Here is a 21,280-nt window from a genome sequence, read left to right as displayed (position 1 = left end):
ACACATTATTAATGAACCCTTGTAAAGTGTTGCCGAACCATTAAATCAGGCTCACTTGACGAACTTAAACTCAACCAAAAGTATGAAATTTTACATTAAAAATGTATGCAGGCCACCGTTATGCATGATTAAAATTATAAATGTTATGAAACTGATAATTGTGTTGTTAACAACAACTATTCTCCAGGTGAATGCTAGTGTTTACGGGCAGCAGATTTCTATCAAACAAAATGATGCTACCCTTGTACAGGTATTTAAGGAAATTAGGAAGCAAACAGGATATGATTTCTTTTATAGCGATCAGTTAATTGAGCAGGCTCATAAGGTAAATCTTAACCTTAAAAATGTTACCATCGAGGAGGCACTCAAAGCCTGTTTTATTAACCAACCATTAACCTATTCGATTAAAAATAAGATCGTAACCATTAAAGCAAAGGAAAAACTTTTTTCAGGTATAATTGGTGCTGATATACTGGTTAGCGGTAGTGTAAAAGATGAAAAAGGTAATCCGCTTGAAGGAGTAACAATTGCCTTAAAGGGTACGACTAAAGGTGTAATTAGTGATAAACAGGGGAGCTATTCTTTTAAAGTGCCAGAAAAAGGTATCCTTATCTTTTCTTTAGTTGGTTACGTTTCTAAGGAAATTGCAATAAACGGACAAGTCTTGTTGAACGTTCAACTGTATCAGGATATAAAAGCAATGGATGAGCTGGTGGTAACGGGTTATACCGCACAGAAAAGAAAATCAATTACAGGTTCGGTGTCAACGATTACAGAAGAAGACCTGAAAAATGTGCCGGTTACTAGCATATATGAAGCACTTCAAGGAATGATACCTGGGCTTGCTATTCAAAATTCTAATTATCAACCGGGCAAGAACAATTTCAATGTGGAAATACGGGGCAAAACTACAGGACTAGAGATGGGCTCAAGCCCCATGGGATTAACCTCGCAACCTTCTATGAATAATTTTAGCCTTGGTAATAGCAGCCCTTTAGTAATAATCGATGGTATAGAAGGTAATATGGATTTGATCAACACAAATGACGTGGAATCTATTACCGTATTAAAAGATGCATCGGCTGCCATCTACGGCATTAAGGCTGCCAATGGCGTCATATTGGTTACCACTAAAAAGGGAACAACCAATGGATTAAATATAAGTTACAGTAATTTTTTTGGAGTAAAAGAAATGAAAAGGCAGATTAAATTTTTACCCTCTTGGCAGCAAGCCGTGCTTATTAATGAAGCATTGAAGAATGAACCCGGCAGTAGTGGAAGCGGTGGAGTAGGCGGTGGCGCTATTGGTAATGGCGGCGTTGGAATTGGCTTTGGCGACCAACTTGCGCCTATTTCTCAAGATTCTATTGATAAATACAAAGCAGGCGCTAAAGGTTTTTATAATACCAATTGGGAAGACCTGCTTTATTTACCTGTAGCATACCGACAAAAACATGCACTGGGCATTTCTGGTGGCGATGCCAAGACGACCTTTAGAGTATCGTTAGGGTATGCGCAAGACAATGGTAATGTAAAAAAAGTATCCAGTAAAGAATATACGGCAATGTTAAATTTTAAAAGCCGGTTTAGCAATAAGTTTTATGTATCCGGAGGGGTAGACTTCGCATATAACCCTGTAATGGAACCAAGTGGCAGTAGCATGTCAGGCGTGGGCCAATTATTGGGTGACATATCCTTCTTATCTCCTATGATACCGTTTGTATTTGAAAACGGGGCACCAGGCCATAACCAGGGTGCCATTAATCCTCTTGCTTGGTTAAATTCTCCTTCATTTATGCAAACGACTATACGTAACGGCAAGGGAAATTTAAATCTAAATTGGACGCCCATAAAAGGGTTAACGCTTAATGGGACAGTTGCGATTGGCTACAGCAACACGAGTAGGGAAACATTCAGAAGCGAATTATATGCTTATACCGGCGGGCCAGAGGGTACGCCACTTAATGTTATACCGTATCTTTCTTCGTATATAAATAAATTAGATAAATTAGAAAGTCAGGGGACGAGTTTGCAAAACTCGGTAACAGCCACTTACAATAAATATTTTGGCAACCATCAAATTACGCTTTTGGCTGGATACCAAGCCAATAGTACAAGCCAAAATAGCATGGGGGGCTTTAAGCAAGGCTTGCTTAACGATAAGATATTGAATTTTAGTCTCGCTCCTAACGAGGGCCAGCAATTATTTGGCAGTAGATTAGAAACGGGGCAAAAATCGATATTCGGTAAATTATCTTATAATTACAACGATATTTTTTTTACAGACTATACATTGCGCAGCGATGCCACATCGGCCTTTTCGCCAGAGCATTATTGGGGCTTGTTTCCATCTGTTGGTGCTGCTTTGGTAGTTTCCAATCTTTCTTGGTGGGCCGAAAACCAGAAATTAAAAGATGCCATAAATTACTTGAAATTACGAGGTACATGGGGTTCTTTGGGTAATGCATCTGTTGGTTATTTTTCATATTTAAGAACGTTTCAGCAATATAATTATTCATTTAACCAGCAAAATGTTCCTGCGGTTTACCCCACTAATGGCTATGACCCGAATATTACATGGGAAAAAACGAAAATAACCAATATTGGGCTTGATATAGGCTTTCTGAAAGATAAAATGAATTTTTCTTTCGAATGGTATCATAAAAACACGGTTGATATTTTAATGGGCCTGGGCGCCCCCCTTAGTTATGGCCTTGGCTCAGTGCCCTTTGAAAACGTGGGATCAATGGTAAATAAAGGGCTTGAAATGCAATTGGGTACAAGGGGGCGTAAAGGTAATTTTTCTTGGGCACTAACCGGCTTTTTTACATACAACCAAAATAAGATTACAAAATATAAGATTATAAATCGAACCACGTCATTAAGCTCAGGGTCGGAAATGGTAGTGGGCAATGAGTCTAACGCTATTTACGGGTTAGTGGCGGATGGGATTATGCAAACCCAAGAAGAAGTAGACGCGGCACCTAAAATAGCGGGCATAAACCCGGCGAATTATGGCCCGGGCGATATTAAGTATATAGATCAAAACGGGGATGGTGTTATTGATTATAAAGACCGAGTGAAATTGGGTGTTAACGTCGCTCCTGCTAGATATGGGTTGACGATGCAGGGCTCTTGGAAGAGGCTTAGCGTTTCGCTAGTATTTCAAGGCTCAACAGGCAATAAAGCCTATATTGGTGATGCTTTGGGTGCCATTGGAAACGATAAACTGAAAGCATCGGTTTATTTTTGGGATAGGTGGACACCCGAAAATAAAACAAACACCATGCCTAGGGCATATAACACGTATTGGCAAAACAACCCCAACCAAGTGTTTTCTTCTTTTTGGCTAAGAGACGTTTCTTATGTGCGTTTAAGAACATTAACGGTTACCTACGATTTACCCTTAAACATATGTGAAAAAATAAGCGCAAAACACTTGAAGGTTTTTTATAGCGGCGAAAATTTGGCTACTATCAGTAATTTTTATAAAGGCCTTGATCCAGAAACTTCGACACCATATGTATCCAGACTTAGTTTCTCTGCACCGGTAGTACATTCACTTGGGATAAACGTACAATTTTAAATAGAATTAAAGGCAAAAAGTTAAACACATGAAAAAACTACGTTATAGTATAAACATAAGTATAGCCATAATGTTATTAACAATTGGCTGCAAGAAAAACATATTGGATGTGGCTCCGCAAGATGCTTATTCCGATAAAACCTTTTGGACTACCAAAAAAGATGTAATAGCCGCCATAAACGGTTGTTATGCCAATTGGGAAAGTGCAAATAATCTATTACGGAACGACTGTTTTACAGATAATGAGTATTACAATGGATACAGTGGGTTGTATGAATTGTTTGCTTCGGGCAGAGTTACGGCTGCGATAAGTTTTAGCCCTGTTTTTTATGAATATGGTACTATTTATACCTGCAATTGGTTTTTGGAAAATGTAGATAAGGTAAATAGCTCTATTGTGGATGGCAGTTTAAGGGAAAGAGTAAAAGCCGAAGCCCGTTTTATACGAGCCTACCGTTACTTTATTTTAACCCAGTATTACCGGGATGTACCTTTAATAACGGCCACACAAACGGTGGCAGAGGCAAGGGTCAATAAACAAACATCTAAAGTGGCAATTACCGATTTTATGTTAAATGAACTGGCGGCTATTGCCCCTAACTTGCCTGTAGAATATACTGATTTGACCGATGTCGGCCGTATAACAAGAGGAGCAGCGCTGGCATTAAAAGCAAGGATAGAATTATTTAACAAAAAATATACCGATTGTATTGCCACCTGCACACAATTAATGACCGCCCCATTCAATTACAGTATATATACTTCATCCAATCCTAACGCTAACGCGTACGAAGAACTATTCAGACCAGCGAATGTAAATGCAATGTTGAATAAGGAGGATATTTTAGATATACAATATAAAATAAACCAAAATGAAAAAACTGTTTTAGCTGAGATTGGTATTTTTCCTGTTGGAACTAGCGCATTAGGTATAACACAAAGTTTGGTGGATGAATACGAAACAATTAATGGTTTAACTATTGCCAACGACATTAGCTATGATCCTTCACAACCTTATAAGAACCGCGACAAACGATTGGATGCTAGTATTATTAGGCCTGGATTATGGTATAATGGCATTTATTTTGATCCTATTACTCCTTCCGATCCCTCTGCAATGCCGGTGCCTAATTCTTATCTTTTTTTAAGTAACGATAAAGCGGGTTTCTCTAATTCACCTACAGGATATAACCTCAAAAAATACCTAAGTATTATAAAAGATTATTATGGTACCGCTTATGGAACCGCCGGGCTGAGTAATACCGGAGGCAATGTAATGGTAATACGCTACGCCGAAGTATTACTTACCTATGCCGAGGCGAAAATAGAAGCAGGACAGATAGATGCAAGTGTATATGATGCCATTAATCAATTACGAAGTAGAGCCGGTTTGCCAAACGTTGCACAGTCTAACCAAACAGCCATGCGAGACTTGGTGCGCCGAGAACGTAGAGTGGAGCTTGCTGGCGAGGGTTTGCGCTGGTTCGATATTGTTCGCTGGAATATAGGATCTACAGTAATCGCCCCTGTAATGGCTTGCCCCGAAGGTACCGTAGACAGAACAAACGGAGATCTTACTCTACAAGTTGGCTCTAATGCAGTAGTTGCGCCACGTTCATATACACCTAAGTATAATATATTTCCCATTCCTGCAATGGAACTCCAACAAAATTCTAATATTCTGCAAAATTTAGAATATAGATAATTTTTAAATTAAAATTTTTTAATCACTATAAAAAAAAGCAATGAAACAAGCAAAATTAGTAATAGCAATAGTTATTTTATTGTGGGTTAGCAGTATGGTTACTGTTCATGCTCAAGGATCTAAAAAACCAGAAGACAATATACCTGCGTTAAAAGGGTTGGTGCCGCTTGATCCGTTTAAAATAACGCAAGAGCAAGGCAATAGTTTTAACCCCACCTTAGGTAAAGACGTTTATTTTGAAGATGGGACATCCCTAACAAGCGATCAGTTTATGAAAAAAGTGATAGATCCAAATTATCTACCAATACCCTATGTAAAAAAGGAGGCTCCCAATACCGTATTGGCCATGTTGGTACGTAGGGCGTCTGCCGAAGAAAAAGAAGCGAGAGAAGCCATTATGAAAAAATCAGGCATGGAAGTACAAAACTTGGGCGATGGGGAGGATATTAACAATCCAGAACTGATGAAACCCATTGAATTTGATCCGAATACCAAGTACGAAGAATTTACAAAAGGCTTAACTAAAATCGTAAAAAAGCCGAGTGAACCACAAAAAATGGGAGCTACGTTCGTAAATCCTACTCGAGTAGCTTATTTTGATCCTGAAGGGAAATTTATTCCTACAACTACTACAAACGATAGTGATATGGATAAAAACAGAGGGTTGAGTAAAGAATTATGTAAATATTTATTCAATGTTAAAGATTATGTAAATGGAGAAACATTTGTTGATGATAAAAATACCGTAAAAGCAATTAAGTTTAGAAAAGCCACAATGGAGGAAAGAAAAAATGCGCCAAGTATGGCTACAACATCGGTTAATGCGGAGGATGCCGGCTCAACTATGGAAAGCAGTTCTTCTAAATTAAGTACTGAATATGAAAATGATGATTTGAGAAATAAGTTAGTGGGTACAAAAGCTCCCGTTATCAATGCGGTAGATATAAACGGCAACAAATTTAATATGGCCGAAGCCAAAGGGAAGGTAGTCGTGTTAAATTTTTGGTATATAGAATGTATGCCTTGTAGAGAAGAAATGCCTTTATTGAATAAGTTGGTTGATACGTACAAAGGACAGCAGGACGTAGAATTTATAAGTGTCGCTACGAACAGTAAGGAGTCTTTAATTAAATTTTTAAAAACAAAAGAATTTAAATATCGCGTTATTCCGAGTGGACTTCCGATAGCCAACATCTTGGGTGTGGCCGGTTTTCCGACCAATATCGTAATTGATAAAAAAGGAAAGATAACCTTTTTAGAATCTGGTTATGTTCAGGATATAGATGCTAAAATAAAAGCGAAAATTGAAGAAGCCTTAAAAAAATAAAGGGATAAAAATGCCTGATAGGAAGAATCTGTCAGGCATTTTATTTCCAAACAATCTGTAAAAATAAAAATATGATACAACGTTTTTTTTTGTTCGTAAACCTCTTTTTGCTGGTTGTTACGTCCAATTACCTTTATGCACAACAGATAGGCAATGATAATGGCAATCAAATTTTTCGTAGTGTAAGCCAAACGCTCAAAAAGAACTCATTTATTGGCAAATCTCTGTTTAATGATGACTTTTCGAGTAAATTGTTTCATTTGTACCTTACCTCGCTAGATGAAGAACATCTTATTCTATTGCAAACCGATATTGATTATTTAAAGAAATACGCCCTTACTCTGGATGACGAATTAAACGGAGGTTCGCCCGTGTTTTATGCAGAGGTACTGAAACGCTATAAAATAAGGGTTGATGAATTTGAAAAAAATTGCCAGGATATTTTAAAGCAACCTTTTAATCTGAATAATGAAGCGATTGATTTGCAAACGATATCCAAAACCTATCCCGCTAGCAGTTCGGCACAAAAAAGTAAACTAAAAAAATATTTGATGTACGAGGTGCTTAAAGCGATGGGGGTATTGCGAAAAAGCAATGTTAATGCAGATATAGCTAATATACAAAAACAAGCGATCGCCTTAGTAAACATGAAGTTTATAAATAAGTGTGCTAAAATTAAAATGGGCTCTTCAACTAGTGATTTCTTAGGTGGTTATTTAAAACAAGTGTGTCTCACCGTTGACCCCCATACCACTTATAATACCCCTAAAGAAGCGAGTGTAATGAATAATTCTTTAAAAACTGGAAGTATATGTGGTGTAGGCATGCAATTGGATGAGAAAAATGGCTATTTCAGTGTATTATCGCTAATTAAGGGCGGGCCAGCATTACTATCAGGCAAAATAAAGACCGGTGATTTATTGTTAGCCATTCAGGAGCAGGGTGCAGCGGTTCAAAATATTGCAGGCTGGAATCTTTCGGAAGTTATCGAATGTATAATAGGTGAAGAAGACAGTGAGGTGACTTTGTTTTTCCTTAATGCGAATGCTGAAAAATTTTCTGTAACACTAAAAAGAGAACAAATGGCAAATGCTGGTGCCAAAGTACGGGGTTTTATTATTAAAAAAGAGAATCAGAAAATCGGCTATATTGTTATACCTGTATTTAATAATAATGTAGCCCTTGATTTGGAAGGGCAATTAATAGCGCTAGTGAAGGAAAGGGTAGATGGTATTGTCATCGATCTACGGTCAAATCCTGGTGGTTCGCATGATATGGTAGTAACCTGTGCCGGCTATTTTATTCCTAAGGGACCAATTGTACAAGAACGTTCCAGTAAAGAGGGAAAAGTCCATGTAACAGAGGATCGAGACCCCAAAATGCTTTACAAAGGCCCCTTGGCCATTTTGGTAAGCGACCGTAGCGCCTCAGCCTCTGAATTGTTTTCTTCCTGCCTGCAGGATTATAACCGGGCTATTATTATTGGCCTCCCTACGTTGGGCAAAGGATCAATGTTTATGAATTTCCCGCTAGCTATCGAGGGCGAATCGGCTGAGGATATACGTAATAATAAATATGGGCAGTTAAATATTACAACGGGCAAGTATTATAGAATTAAAGGACCTTCGGTACAGTTAACGGGTGTAATACCCGATGTAATTGTACCCGACTATATGGAGATGCCTCAGATAAGAGAGCGGAAACGCCCATGTGCTCTCCAAACAGATACTGTACCTCTTGCCAATTATACCTATTATAATTTTGGATATGACATCCCCAAGGCAAAACGCATACTTAATGAGCAGGTAAAAAAAGATCCACAATTTGCCGCCATACAGAAAGCAAAAACGTGGCTGCAAAAGCAGCAAACGAAACCCATACCTTTAAATTGGGAAAATTTTGCGGCTCATGAAAAAGCAACCGCCAATGGATTGGGCGAAGCCGTACGTGTTTCTCTTTTAAAAGAGAAACTAATAGTGGAGCTACCTACTTTAAAGCAACAGGAATTTATTATAAACGGCCAAGTGGAAGATGAGGAAGACAAAGCAAAACTCAACAAAAAATGGCAAGAATATTTATCTGGAGATGTACAGTTAAATCTAGCGGTTAAGGCGATAAAATTAATGCAAAAATAATTTATTAAATGAATTGTATGATACAGATTATGTTAGGTTTAATAAAGGATAAAAGAGATTCAACAAACTCTGGAAAAGCATTAATTCGAACAATAACCTTCCTTATTATAATTATAGGGCTTGTTGTTTCAACAAGGCTACCGGCGCAAAGCAATGCCCCTGTTGTAAATACTTTACTTTGGAAAATCTCTGGCAATGGATTAACCCAACCATCATATTTGTTTGGCAGTAACCATCTCATTTGTAAAAAAGATGCGGAAGGCTTAATAAGCGATTTAGTAAAGCAGGCGATTAAAAGTGTAGATGAAGTTTGTTTTGAGGTTTACATGAGCAATTCGGCACAAATGATTATTGCGCAAAAATATAACGATATGGTTAATGATGTAAAGCTTAATCAATTACTAACTTCAAAGGAAATGGATACGGTAAACAATTATTATCAAAACCACCCAGAGATTGGGATTCCGAAAGAAGCGATAAACACGCTGAAGCCTTCGCTTTTTAGTTCAATGATTAGCGTGGCTTTATTACCCTGCCACAAAGAGATAAGCAATATGGAAGATGTTATTTCAACATTGGGTAAAGAAAATGATAAAAAAATAAGCGGCATTTCTACTTACAAAGAGCAATTGGGGTTTATAGATAGCATACCTTATCAGCAGCAGGCAAAAGACTTGATGGCAAAAATCAGGTTACTGAACAATCTGACCGAAGAAAATAATAGTTACTTAAAAACCTTAAAATTATATATAGCGCAAGATGCAGTAAAATTAGATAGCGTAATTAAGGGCGGATCTACGGATAGGTTTGCTAAAATTATAGGCGAAGAGCGTAATAAACGATGGATGCCTCGTTTTAAGCAAAAGTTGCAAACCCAAACCCTATTTATTGCTGTTGGGTTTGCACATTTATTTGGTCCAGAAGGGTTAATTAATTTATTTATAAAAAACGGATACACCGTTGAGGGCATAAAAAATTAAGTAATTATGAAAAATAGAGGTTTAATAATAGTGGTGGCCATAATCACTGTTTTTTTTGCAGTGCCAATTTATGCCCAGCAATCGGGTTTGTTTCAAATAAATGGCACATTTAGTAATATTTCCAATGTAGAAAAAGTAATTCTTGAATATAGTGGGCCCGCAGGCCAAGTAAAAGATACGTTGCTGGTAAGCGATGGGCATTATGCTTTTACAGGCCGGATTTATGAGCCTCAGGCGGCTATTTTAAAAGTAGAATATTTTGCAGATAAAGAATCGAAGCGGCGTCCGGAAAGAACATCGAAAGATTTTGCTTATGTATACATCAATCCTGGTGTAATTATGGTAAGCTCGGAAAATGAATTTAGAAATATTACGCTAGAAGGTTGCAAGTGGCAAAAAGATTATGTAGAATTAATGAGGGGGCAAAAAAAATGGGAGGATTCCGCAAAGCGGGCACTCAAGACTTTTTATGACTATCAATCAAGAAGAGATTCTGTAAATATGCGCCGAACAGATGGTGATTACATAGGTGCTTTTGAACAAATGAATAAGCAGGTAATGCTGCCTTATATCAAAGCAAAGCCCCAATCGCCATTGGCATTATATGCTTTAAAAACATATGCAGGCCCTTATATTAAAGATTATCAGGAAATAGAACAATTATTTCAATCGCTTTCGCCGGAAATAAAACAAATGCCCTCTGGCCAAAAATATGCGGCCTATTTAAAAAAAATTGCACAAGCTACAACAGGCGCTAGGGCTCCAGATTTTACATTATTAGATACCGCAGGTAAAAAAGTGAAATTATCTTCTTTTAAAGGTAAGTACGTATTTCTTGATTTTTGGGCAAGTTGGTGCGGGCCTTGTATGGCCGAAATGCCCAATGTACTAAAAGTATATAATAAGTATAAAAATAAAAATTTTACGGTGGTAGGCATATCTTCTGATACGCCCAATAATTCGAAAAAATGGATGAAAGCCATTCGTACCAATAAGTTGTTTTGGACACAACTTATTCAGGATATGGAGAACGTATCTAAGCTTTATAACGTAACCAGCATCCCCAGAAGTTTTTTAATCAATCCCGAAGGCGAAATTATTGCCAACGATTTAATGGGTAAAAAATTAGAAGAAAAATTAAAAGATATATTCGGAAAGTAACCCCTTATTACAAATTTAAATAATGATGCTGCCAAATTGCAGCGTAAAATCCAAGCACATGAAAAAAATAGTTATTTTAATTGTTATTTTATTTTCTTCTTTATTGGAAGTAAAAGCTCAATACCCAGCTTTACTACAATTAAATGGCAGACTGACAAATATCCCCTCGGCAAAAAAAATTATTTTCTACTATGTAAACGCACAAGGGAAATCTGTTGTCGATTCAGCAAATGTTGAAAATAACGAATATACTTTTGTTGTGCAAATATTGCAACCTCACGATGCTACATTAAAAGTAATGCGTCAATATCCCAAAGGGGAAAAGCCCACTGTAAACCCTTTGTATTCTCCTGAAAATATTGCCAAAATTTTTATTAATGCAGGCACTATTTCTGTCAATTCTACCGATTCTTTTTCAAACATTGCAGTAACCGGGGCTATCTGGCAAAAAGATTTTGAGTATCTGAAAAAAGCCGAAGAAAAGCTTAGGGCAACTGCCGGGGAAGGACAGAAAGAATGGTATGCATATAAAGAAAAAGGCGATACGGTAGCCATGGGCAAAGTAATAGAAATAGGAAAACAAAACGCGGCAGCAAGCATTAAAAAATTATATTATCCCTATGCTAAAGCGCATCCCGAATCTCCTCTGTCTGTTTTTGCATTACGGGTGTGCTGTAACGAAGGCAATTCCATTGGTAACAAAGCAATTATGCAGGCGTTTAATGCGCTAACGCCCAACATAAAATCATTGCCTGCCGCAAAAGATTTGGAGCGCTATATAAAGTTTACTGCGACTACGGAAATTGGAAAACCGGCGCCGCAGTTTAGTTTACAAGATGTAGCTGGAAAATTAGTTGCACTCTCTTCATTTAAAGGCAAATATGTGCTGGTAGATTTTTGGGCGAGTTGGTGTACACCTTGTCGTGCTCAAAATCCATATATACAAGCCGCATTAGCGCAATACGGTAATAAAAAATTTACTGTTTTAAGTATTACATCGCCAAGAGAAGCAAGTAGGGAAGCATGGTTAAAAGCTATTGAGGACGATAAAATGACTTGGATAAATGTGTGGGATAAAGCAGGAACTGTATGTAAAATGTATAATGTAGACGTCATCCCTCGTAACTTTTTAATTGACGACAATGGGATTATTATCGGTAAAGATCTGTTTGGCAGAGAGCTGGATGAAAAACTGAAAGAAATATTAGACAAATAACATTAAATAGGTTGCCTATATAGAAACTTCGTTTTACCAAGTGTTGAGAAAAATACATAAAGCCTATTTTTTTTTTGACAATCCATTTATTCTTTATTAATTATTTATAAAAAAATGAAAAATAGCAAAGTAATCATAATCATGCTTTTTGTATTCATTGCTTTTTCGAGCAAGGCGCAAAAGGGTTTACAATTGAAACTACAGGTTGGTAGTAAGTGGTATTGTGAACTAAACAGTAACAGTATCCGGAAAATGAAAAAGGGGGGCGATAGCATAGTTATCGTTAGCGAAAATACTTTAGGCAGTACATTCGAAGTATTACGTGAAGACAAAGGACTTTATGATATTAAACTCACATTTAGCGATATAAAGTCTCGTAAAAATTCCCCAATGACAGAAAACGATGTTTTATTTGATTCGAAAAAGGAAGAAGATATGACTGGAGAGATGGGTGAAAACGTGAAAAATATTCTTGGTAAAAGCTATGTGTTTACCATTACAACCGACACTCGAAAAGTTACAGGCATCAAAGAAAAGCCAGATCTAGAGAATCTGTCGCGGCCTAAGGATTTGGAACCGGATGTAAGTTTATTTCCCCAAACGGATGACGAATTGTATAGGTTCGTTAAAAAAATATTTGGAGGGGGTATTCCCGATGCTCAATTGGTAACAGGTTTAAAGTGGGACGCCAACTTATCTGTGAATACAGATGGTGTTAATCAGATAGTGAATACTATTTATACGATTAACCGCATTGAGGGGCGCATAATTTTTATCGATATGGCATCGAAGCGATCGGCCGATGGGACACCGAACGGTGCTGACTTCAATTTTTCGGGCAATTTTACCGCAAAAGGAACGGCATCGGTAGATCAAACAACGGGGCTTTTAATAAACAGTAAAAGCGAGGAAAATGGTAATGAGGTTATGAAGTCAGATAAGGGCGAAGACAAATGGATTATAACTAAGTTGAATTTGTTTACAATTAAAAAGCTGCAATAAATATTCTATTCCTTTTTTGTGTTCGATAAAACCAGTAAATAAAGCAATTAAATTAAAAAACATATCCAGATTAAATGAAACATTTTTTGTTTTCTATTTTGTTTGCAGGCTTTGTGGCCGCAAACCCTCTAAGCCTTTTTGCCCAAGCTAAATACCAATATAAAATTGACCTTACAAAGGCAACTGATTATACTTTACAGGTGGAATTACTGACCCCAAAAATCAATCGTCCGAGTATTGAATATTTCTTTCCCGCTATTGTTCCCGGTACCTATTCCATCAGTGATTATGGCCGTTTTGTACACAATTTGAAAGCGTTTGATAAAACAGGAAAAGAATTAACAGTTGAGCATAAAAATGTAAATAGCTGGAAGATTGACCATGCGCAAGAGCTGTATAAAATCACTTATGCAGTGGAAGATACTTGGCATACTAAAATTAGTGAAAATGCCATTTATCCCATGGGGGGCACCAATATAGAGCTAAACAAACAGTACGTTATCAATACACCCGGGTTCTTTGGTTATTTCGATAAACTGGAAAAATTACCCTTTGATGTAGAGTTTCAGAAACCTGTTGACTTTTATGGATCAACAGCGCTTACTCCATCCATCAGTACAAAAACGACCGATCTGTTTCAATTAAAAAATGTGCACGAGTTATACGATTCGCCCATTATGTATTGCAAGCCCGATACTGTTAGTGTAAATCTGGGTAGCACGCAGGTGCTTGTTTCTGTTTTTTCTCCAGATAATCAAGTAAAAGCTGCAGTTTTGGCCAAAAAAATGGCGAATTTGCTTACAGCTACACAGACTTATCTTGGCGGAAAGTTGCCTGTAAAAAAATACGCTTTTCTATATAGTTTTAATGATGAGGTAAACCCCAAAGCGGTAATGGGCGCATTGGAACATAGCTGTTCTTCATTTTATGCATTTCCACAAATTAACGAGGCTAAAGTAAAATCAATAGTAGTTGATATGTCGGCGCATGAGTTTTTTCATATTATTACGCCATTGGCCATCGGCTCAAAAGAAATCCGTGAGTTTAATTATCAGCAACCTATTTTATCAAAACATTTGTGGTTGTACGAAGGATCAACAGAATACGATGCACATCATGTGCAGGTTAAGGCTGGCATAACAACAGCGCCCCAATTTTTCAGTGCGCTCACATCAAAAATCATTGCATCTAAAAAGAAATTTAAAGATACCCTTGCGTTTACTGTAATGAGTAAAGAAGTAGCGACTACTTATGCCGATCAATACCCGAATGTGTACCTAAAAGGAGCATTGATTAACGCCTGTCTTGATATATACTTACTGCATCTTTCTAAAGGGCGTTATGGATTAATGGAGCTGAAACACGATTTGGGAATAAAATTTGGGGGAGGTAAATATTTTGAAGATGATCAGTTATTTGATGAAATAGCCGCACTCAGCTTTCCGGAAATAAAAGACTTCCTCAATAAATACGTAGCGGGCAAAACACCGATACCTTACACCGAATTTTTTGCATTGGCCGGTGTATCGTATCACGATTACTTCAAAAGAGAGGTGGCTTCTATAGGTAACATCAGTATAACATCTCTTGGTGGGGGCAAGGTTAGTATTGTGAATGCAAGCAATGTGGATGCTTTTGGAAAGGCTATGCAATACAAACTCATGGATGAGATCGTGCAGATTAACGACGTGACTGTTAACTCCGATAATTATGCTGAAGTGATCGGGACGGTAAAACGAAAAATAAAGCAAGGCGATATGCTGACTGTAGTTGTAAGGCGTAAAAATGACGCAGGCGAAATGAAGGAACTGAAACTGTCAGCACCTGTTTCATCGTTGAGGGAAAAAGAAGAGGAACGATATAAAATGCTGTTGATGGAGGAAAGTGAGCTTAGCCCTTCCCAGCGCCTGGTAAGAAATGCCTGGTTAAGAAATAACTGTTATTAAAGAAGATTATATATTTTATGAAACATAAACTTGTTCAGCTGTTTATTGCATTTTGTTATTTCTTGTTATGTGTTTTACCGGGCGATGCTGCTGCCCAAAATAAATACAATTGGAAAGAAGCAGGCACCGGTAAATATAAATACCGATATGTAACAAATGATCCAGAGAAAGTCAGGTTCTATACTTTGGAAAATGGTTTGCAGGTAATACTGCATCTAAATAAAAAAGAACCCCGTGTAACGTACAAAATGATAGTGAGGACCGGAAGCAATAATGACCCAGCCGACCATACCGGTCTTGCACATTACCTGGAACATTTATTGTTTAAGGGAACCGATAAATTCGGAACGCTCAACTGGGAAAAGGAAAAACCATATCTGGGTCAGATAGAAGAATTGTACGAAGCCTATAATCATACTTCTAATGAAGGCGAACGAAAAACCATTTACCGGAAAATAGATTCAATTTCGGGCATTGCATCTAAATATGCCATTGCCAATGAGTATACCAATATCATGAAGGAAATGGGCTCGCAGGGTACCAATGCGCATACGGAGTTTGATGCTACGGTATATGATGAAAATATACCTGCTGCTGCATTGGATAAATTGCTAAAAGTACAGGCCGAACGTTTCCGTAATCCCATCTTTCGCCTCTTTCATACTGAGCTGGAAGCGGTGTATGAAGAAAAGAACAAAGGTTTGGATGGCGATGAGTTCAGAATGTTCGAAACTGTAAATTCAATCCTGTATCCCCACAGTAATTATGGACAACAAACCACGATTGGTACCATTGAACATTTGAAAAATCCTTCTTTAAGGGCTATTAAAAAGTATTACGACACCTATTATGTGCCGAACAATATGGGGCTTATTTTATCGGGCGATTTTAATCCTGATGAAGTTATTCAAAAGATAGATCAGAATTTTTCCTACATGCGGCGGGGTAAGATCATTGAGTTTCAACAAGCCGCGGAACCCGATTTCGCTGCTCCGGTTGTAAAGGAAATTGTTAGCCCTACACCGGAGATGGCCGTACTCGCTTTTCGGGTGCCCTTTAAAGGCACTAACAGTAAAGATGAGCTGTTGGCCAACCTGCTTTCTCAGCTATGTTCTAATGGAAAAGCAGGGCTGTTTGATATCAATCTCACAATGCCGCAAAAAATGCAAATGGCATCGATTGAGCTTTTGGCAACCTATCAAAAATATAATACAGTGTTGGGCGTAGCGATGCCTAAAGCTGGACAAACTGCAGACCAGGCATTGGAATTACTATGGCAGGAAATTAAAAAGGTGCAGCATGGCGATTTTGACGAGAAGCTTTTAACGGCTATTAAAAATAATATGGAACTGGGAGTAACGATGGCCAAAAGAAATAACATGGCCACTGTTATGACCTTAGAAAGAGATTTTATTGCCGACAGATGTCAAACCTGGGACAACGAACCAGCTTTTTTAGAGATTATGAATACAGTTTCTAAGCAAGACATCGTAGATTATGCCAACCGGGTATTTTCAGGTAATTATGCTTGCATCTATAAACGTAAAGGAAAACAGACTTCCGCTACAAAAATGAAGAAGCCTAAAATTACGCCCATTACGATTAATAAAACCAAGCGATCTGCATTTGCGAAAAATCTGGATGCTGTTCCTGTTCCTGCCACAAAACCAGTATGGATAAATTTTGAGAAAGTGATTTCGAAGAGCAACATAAATAATGCAAGGTTCCTGTATGTAACCAACAAGGAGAATGGTTTTTTTGAACTGCAATACCGTTTCAATATGGGAAGCTGGAATTCGAATTTATTACCTGTTGCAGTGGATTACCTGAGTTTATTGGGTACAGATAAGTATTCTGCCGAAGAGATCAGTAGAGAATTTTACCAGATGGCCTGTGAATATTCAATACGTGTTAGTGATAAAGGCACATCCATTGTTGTTTCCGGTATTCAGAAAAATTTTGATAAAGCGGTTGCTTTATTGGAGCACTTGCTGGCTAATTGCAAACCCTCTGCAGAAAGTCTTGATAAGCTGAAAGAAAAACTGAAGAAGGAACGCACCGATACGAAAACGTCGAAAGAAGCACTGATGCAGGCCCTAGTTAGCTATGCCACTTATGGTGCCAACAATCCATTTAATCAGAGGGGCCGTTTGCAGCCCGATCAACTCGATGCTTCAACATTAGCTAATCTGTTGCATGGGCTTACCGGGTACAAGCATTTAATTACCTATTACGGCCCGGAATCGCTTCAGGCCATTTCGCAAAAAATAAAAAATAGTCATCCTATGCCGTCTGCTTTTTTGCCTGTTCCGGCTCCGGCCATAAAGTTCCAGCCCTGCATCCAGGAAAAAAATGAAGTGTATACCGCCGATTTTGATATGTTGCAAACACAAATACAATGGATCAGGAATATACCGGGCTACCAGCCTTCGTTGCAACCTAGTATAAACCTGTTTAATAGTTATTTTGGCGGTGGAATGGGATCTGTTGTTTTTCAGCAGTTGCGGGAATCAAAAGCACTTGCTTATTCAACCTCTGCAACATTTCAAACGCCTGCCTATAAAAACGACCCTTACCAAATGAACGCTTTTATTGGTTGCCAGGCCGATAAAATGGATGATGCCATTAATGGAATGGATTCTCTACTGAATGATATGCCCCGGTCTGACGATGGCATAAAAAATGCCAAAATGAGCCTCCGGAAATCACTCGAAACACAGCGGTTTACGGATGAAAAGGTGGTTGATTTTTATTTAGTGCTGGAGAACAAAGGGATAACAACCGATTTCCGTCAGCAGATTTATGAAAGATTGGGAACGTTAAACTACAATGATCTTAAAGCCTTTACAGATAAATACATTGCCCATAAAAAATATGCCTATTGCATAATGGGGTCAAAAGAGGTAGTTGAAGGAGCGAATTTGAAGAAGTATGGGGACGTGAAAAAGCTAACACTTGAGGAGTTGTTTGGGTATTAAAAAACTGTTTTTTGCAATAATACCACTAGTCGGATATATTAATAACATAAGAATTTATTTGGATATGAGAAGGACAATACGCTACTTTTTAACGGCAGTACTGAGTGTTTTTGTAACATTCTGTACGTTGGCTCAAAACAATAATGGCTCCAGTGTATCGCTGAAAGGGTGGCATTTGCTTGACTGGAAACAGGATCATGTGTATGGCATCAGTTTGCAACAGGCTTATGATTTTCTCAAGGCTCGTCATTTAAAACCAAATTCCACAATTTTGGGGGTGATTGATTCCGGTGTAGACACTACACATGAAGACCTGAAAAATGTTTTATGGACAAATCGTAGTGAAATTGCGGGCAATGGAAAAGATGATGACGGGAACGGGTATGTGGATGATGTTCATGGCTGGAATTTTTTAGGCAATAAAGACGGAAAGAATGTAGGCAAAGAATCCCTTGAGGAGTAAAGGGTGTACCAGGCATATAAATCGAAATGGGAAAATATAGACAGCGCCGGGATTTCAAGGTTATCCAGGGATGAACTCTATGATTATAATATGTGGCAAAGAGCTGCTAAAATGGCCAGGCGTTTTGCCAGCAAAAGTCAGGCTACCACAAAGGATTCCGAGATGTACAATTCTAAACCTAAAAATCACCGGGACGAAGTGGTACGGGATAATTACAACGATATTAATGACAGCAATTATGGTAATGGCGATGTAACGGCCACTGATCCTATGCATGGCACTCATGTATCTGGGATCATTGGTGCGCAACAAAATAATAATCTTGGGGTAAATGGCGTAGCAGATAATGTGCAAATTATGGTATTGAGAGCCGTTCCCGATGGCGATGAATACGATAAAGATATTGCCTTAGCTATCCGCTATGCTGTTGATAACGGGACCAGAGTTATTAACATGAGTTTCGGCAAATTTTATTCACCAGGAAAAAAATGGGTAGATGACGCGGTGAAATATGCACAAAAAAAGGATGTCCTTTTGGTGCATGCAGCCGGTAACGATTCAAAAAATATTGATAAGGAATTTAATTATCCTTCGCCGGTATCGAAAGACAGTTTGTTTACTGCCTCTAACTGGATAACTGTAGGAGCCAGCGGCATGTCAGGCAGCGGGATAGCTGCCCCTTTTTCAAATTATGGAAAGCAAAGTGTCGATGTTTTTGCACCGGGTGTAAGAATCTACTCAACTCTTCCGAAAGCTAACAAATATGGGTTTTTGGACGGCACCAGTATGGCAGCGCCGGTAGTGGCTGGTTTGGCCGCATTAATAAGGGAATATTTTCCCGCTCTTTCAGCAACGCAGGTAAAATATGTGATTGAACAATCCGTTTTAAAGCCGGAAGAACTGGTGAACATTCCCGGAAGGAATGAGAAAGTTCCTTTAAGTAATTTGTGCAGAACAGGAGGCATCGTTAATGCCCTCGGGGCAGTAGAACTTGCTTTTTCCTTGAAAGGCGAACTGAAAAAAAGAGCTGTAAAAAAAAAAATATTAAAAAAAGCCAGAAGCTAAGATTATTATTTATCAAATGAAAAATCTATTTTTATTGACCCTTGGGCTTTTTTTAAGCCGCTCGGTCAGCAGTCAAATCTTAAAGCCGGTAAAATGGAGCTATGCCGCAAAAAAGACTTCCAAAACGGAAGCAACTTTGTATCTCAAAGCTACCGTAGATGATGGCTGGCATTTATACTCCCAGTTTATACCTGATGGGGGGCTGTAAAAACCACATTTGCCTTTAGCCCTTCCAAGGCTTATAAAGCAAATGGTAAGACCATCGAACCAAAACCTATTATAAAGTTTGAAAAGTCATTTGACATGAATGTGAGTTATTACGAAAAGTCAGTGATCTTCCAGCAAAAGGTAAAATTAACCGGTGCAAATGCAATTGTGAAAGGGACAGTCGAGTTTATGGTTTGTAACGATACGCAATGCCTTCCACCTGAAACTGTGGAATTTTCCATTCCTGTAAAATATTAAGCTGATGAAGTTAAGGAATTATAATACAAGCATAAAAATGCTTGCTATGGGGTTGTTGCTTGTTTTTAGCATACTTAGCCCCGCATTTGCCCAGAAAGCAGATAGGACATTAGATCAACTCGATTTTACAGAGATTGGCACGGATAGCGTTGCCGTCGGTACGAACGACAAGGCTCAGCTGAATGCTGCTAATGTAAGCGTGGGTAAGACTGAAATTGATGCAGTTAAAACAGGGCCTAAAAGCGGACAGACCGAGCAGGAGAAAACACTTTCGCAAACTTTTATTGCCGGACTTTTGGGAGGGTTTATTGCCTTCCTGATGCCCTGTATCTTTCCTATGGTGCCCCTTACAGTAAGTTATTTTACCAAGCGGGCCGGAAGCAAGCAAAAGGGGATTGGCCAGGCAATGATCTATGGTCTGGCTATTATTGCCGCCATTCAGCGTATGGGAACAGATATTAATAAGGCATTTAAAATTTTGGCGAGACATATTGACCTTCTAACTGATATGAAACATGTTTATACTGCATCTGATTTGCTCGGAAAGAGAGAATTCGTAAAATTGGTGTTCGACAGCAATTTATACTATTTTGAGGGTATCTATCGAACACCTACGATGTTACAGATGTTTGATCATAATGCGTTGAAAATGAAGGAGAAAGGCTTGTTGATTTATGAAAAAAAAAGGGGAATCTTAAGTGATTCCCCTTTGGGTGGAGCCGAAGGGAGTCGAACCCTTGTCCAGTTGTGAGATAAATTATACCTTCTACATGCTTATTTTTCAATTGATTTTCGGGAAATAAACGGGCTGAAAACCGACCTTATTTAAATCCTTAGATACTTTATCTCACTTTAAGTCGTATCTCCTTAAAGCCAGCTTTGTTGTTTCGATGCCCCAGATTCTAACCCAACAATGCAGCAGTTAGAGGGACAAAAGCTAGTTAGTTCTAAACTAAGCAGCTAAGGCGTAAGTATTTTCGCCAACTAAAATGTGAACGTTCACTTTAAGTGCTCTCCGTACAACGCACTGCATGCTAACATAACCTTCGCCACCCTGTCAAATCCAAGAACGGCCCCTTTTCAGTTTACAATTATCAATTATCAATTGCAAAACTGGATTACAAATATAAGAAAAAATTATTGGTTAACTGGTTAATTGTTTAAACCGGCTAACTGATGCGATAACCTCAGCAATTAAACAATTAACCAGTTTTAACAATTAAGCAAATTTATGCAGTTAACCGATTAACC

General features: G+C 38.2%; 13 protein-coding genes, 1 other RNA gene and 1 pseudogene. 14 read left to right on the top strand and 1 reads right to left on the bottom strand.

All coding sequences use genetic code 11. The annotated features are described in order from the left end of the window. Positions 1–145 precede the first annotated feature (145 nt). From AW17_RS09700 to AW17_RS24130, 14 genes and pseudogenes are all read left to right on the top strand, one after another. The gene (locus tag AW17_RS09700) at positions 146–3,586 is read left to right on the top strand and encodes a TonB-dependent receptor (protein ID WP_167343662.1); all 3,441 of its coding nucleotides are present in this window, start codon (positions 146–148) and stop codon (positions 3,584–3,586) included. Between the two features lie 28 nt (positions 3,587–3,614). Continuing rightward, positions 3,615–5,291 (top strand): RagB/SusD family nutrient uptake outer membrane protein, encoded by a 1,677-nt coding sequence (locus AW17_RS09695; RefSeq protein ID WP_051691737.1) that lies wholly within the window; start codon positions 3,615–3,617, stop codon positions 5,289–5,291. Positions 5,292–5,331: 40 nt separating this feature from the next. Then, positions 5,332–6,618, top strand: coding sequence for a TlpA family protein disulfide reductase (locus tag AW17_RS09690; protein ID WP_051691736.1), 1,287 nt, complete (start codon positions 5,332–5,334; stop codon positions 6,616–6,618). Between the two features lie 71 nt (positions 6,619–6,689). Next, entirely contained in the window at positions 6,690–8,753 is a 2,064-nt protein-coding gene (locus AW17_RS09685) for a carboxy terminal-processing peptidase (protein ID WP_029275935.1), read from the top strand. Between the two features lie 17 nt (positions 8,754–8,770). Beyond that, positions 8,771–9,733 carry a TraB/GumN family protein gene (locus AW17_RS09680; RefSeq protein WP_167343661.1) on the top strand — a complete coding sequence of 321 codons (963 nt, stop codon included), beginning with the start codon at positions 8,771–8,773 and terminating at the stop codon, positions 9,731–9,733. 6 nt (positions 9,734–9,739) lie between these two features. After that, complete coding sequence (locus AW17_RS09675) at positions 9,740–10,894, top strand: TlpA disulfide reductase family protein (protein ID WP_029275933.1); 1,155 nt, start codon at positions 9,740–9,742, stop codon at positions 10,892–10,894. Positions 10,895–10,952: 58 nt separating this feature from the next. After that, on the top strand, positions 10,953–12,110 hold the full coding sequence (locus tag AW17_RS09670) for a TlpA disulfide reductase family protein (protein WP_167343660.1): 1,158 nt from the start codon (positions 10,953–10,955) through the stop codon (positions 12,108–12,110). A gap of 114 nt (positions 12,111–12,224) precedes the next feature. Further along, positions 12,225–13,112 carry a hypothetical protein gene (locus AW17_RS09665; RefSeq protein WP_029275931.1) on the top strand — a complete coding sequence of 296 codons (888 nt, stop codon included), beginning with the start codon at positions 12,225–12,227 and terminating at the stop codon, positions 13,110–13,112. Positions 13,113–13,186: 74 nt separating this feature from the next. Continuing rightward, entirely contained in the window at positions 13,187–15,058 is a 1,872-nt protein-coding gene (locus AW17_RS09660) for a M61 family metallopeptidase (RefSeq protein WP_029275930.1), read from the top strand. Between the two features lie 17 nt (positions 15,059–15,075). After that, positions 15,076–18,036: a M16 family metallopeptidase gene (locus tag AW17_RS09655; RefSeq protein WP_029275929.1), complete on the top strand. Its 2,961-nt coding sequence runs from the start codon at positions 15,076–15,078 to the stop codon at positions 18,034–18,036. A 64-nt stretch (positions 18,037–18,100) separates the two neighbouring features. Continuing rightward, positions 18,101–18,499, top strand: a complete 399-nt coding sequence (locus AW17_RS24615; protein ID WP_051691735.1) for a S8 family serine peptidase — start codon at positions 18,101–18,103, stop codon at positions 18,497–18,499. A 90-nt stretch (positions 18,500–18,589) separates the two neighbouring features. Further along, positions 18,590–19,564 carry a S8 family serine peptidase gene (locus tag AW17_RS09645; protein ID WP_055726090.1) on the top strand — a complete coding sequence of 325 codons (975 nt, stop codon included), beginning with the start codon at positions 18,590–18,592 and terminating at the stop codon, positions 19,562–19,564. A gap of 16 nt (positions 19,565–19,580) precedes the next feature. Further along, positions 19,581–20,029, top strand: a pseudogene (locus AW17_RS09640) (protein-disulfide reductase DsbD N-terminal domain-containing protein). 4 nt (positions 20,030–20,033) lie between these two features. After that, a complete protein-coding gene (locus AW17_RS24130) occupies positions 20,034–20,780 on the top strand; it encodes a hypothetical protein (protein WP_029275928.1) in 747 nt (248 codons plus the stop codon). Here AW17_RS24130 and ssrA read toward each other — a convergent pair. Next, positions 20,741–21,106: a transfer-messenger RNA gene (gene ssrA, locus AW17_RS23585) on the bottom strand. The genes AW17_RS24130 and ssrA overlap by 40 nt on opposite strands. Positions 21,107–21,280: the final 174 nt, after the last annotated feature.

Source organism: Pedobacter borealis DSM 19626 (assembly GCF_000708285.2).
GTDB lineage: Bacteria > Bacteroidota > Bacteroidia > Sphingobacteriales > Sphingobacteriaceae > Pedobacter > Pedobacter borealis.
The sequence above is the reverse complement of the archived record's forward strand: the minus strand, read 5'-3'. Positions and strand labels throughout refer to the sequence as shown.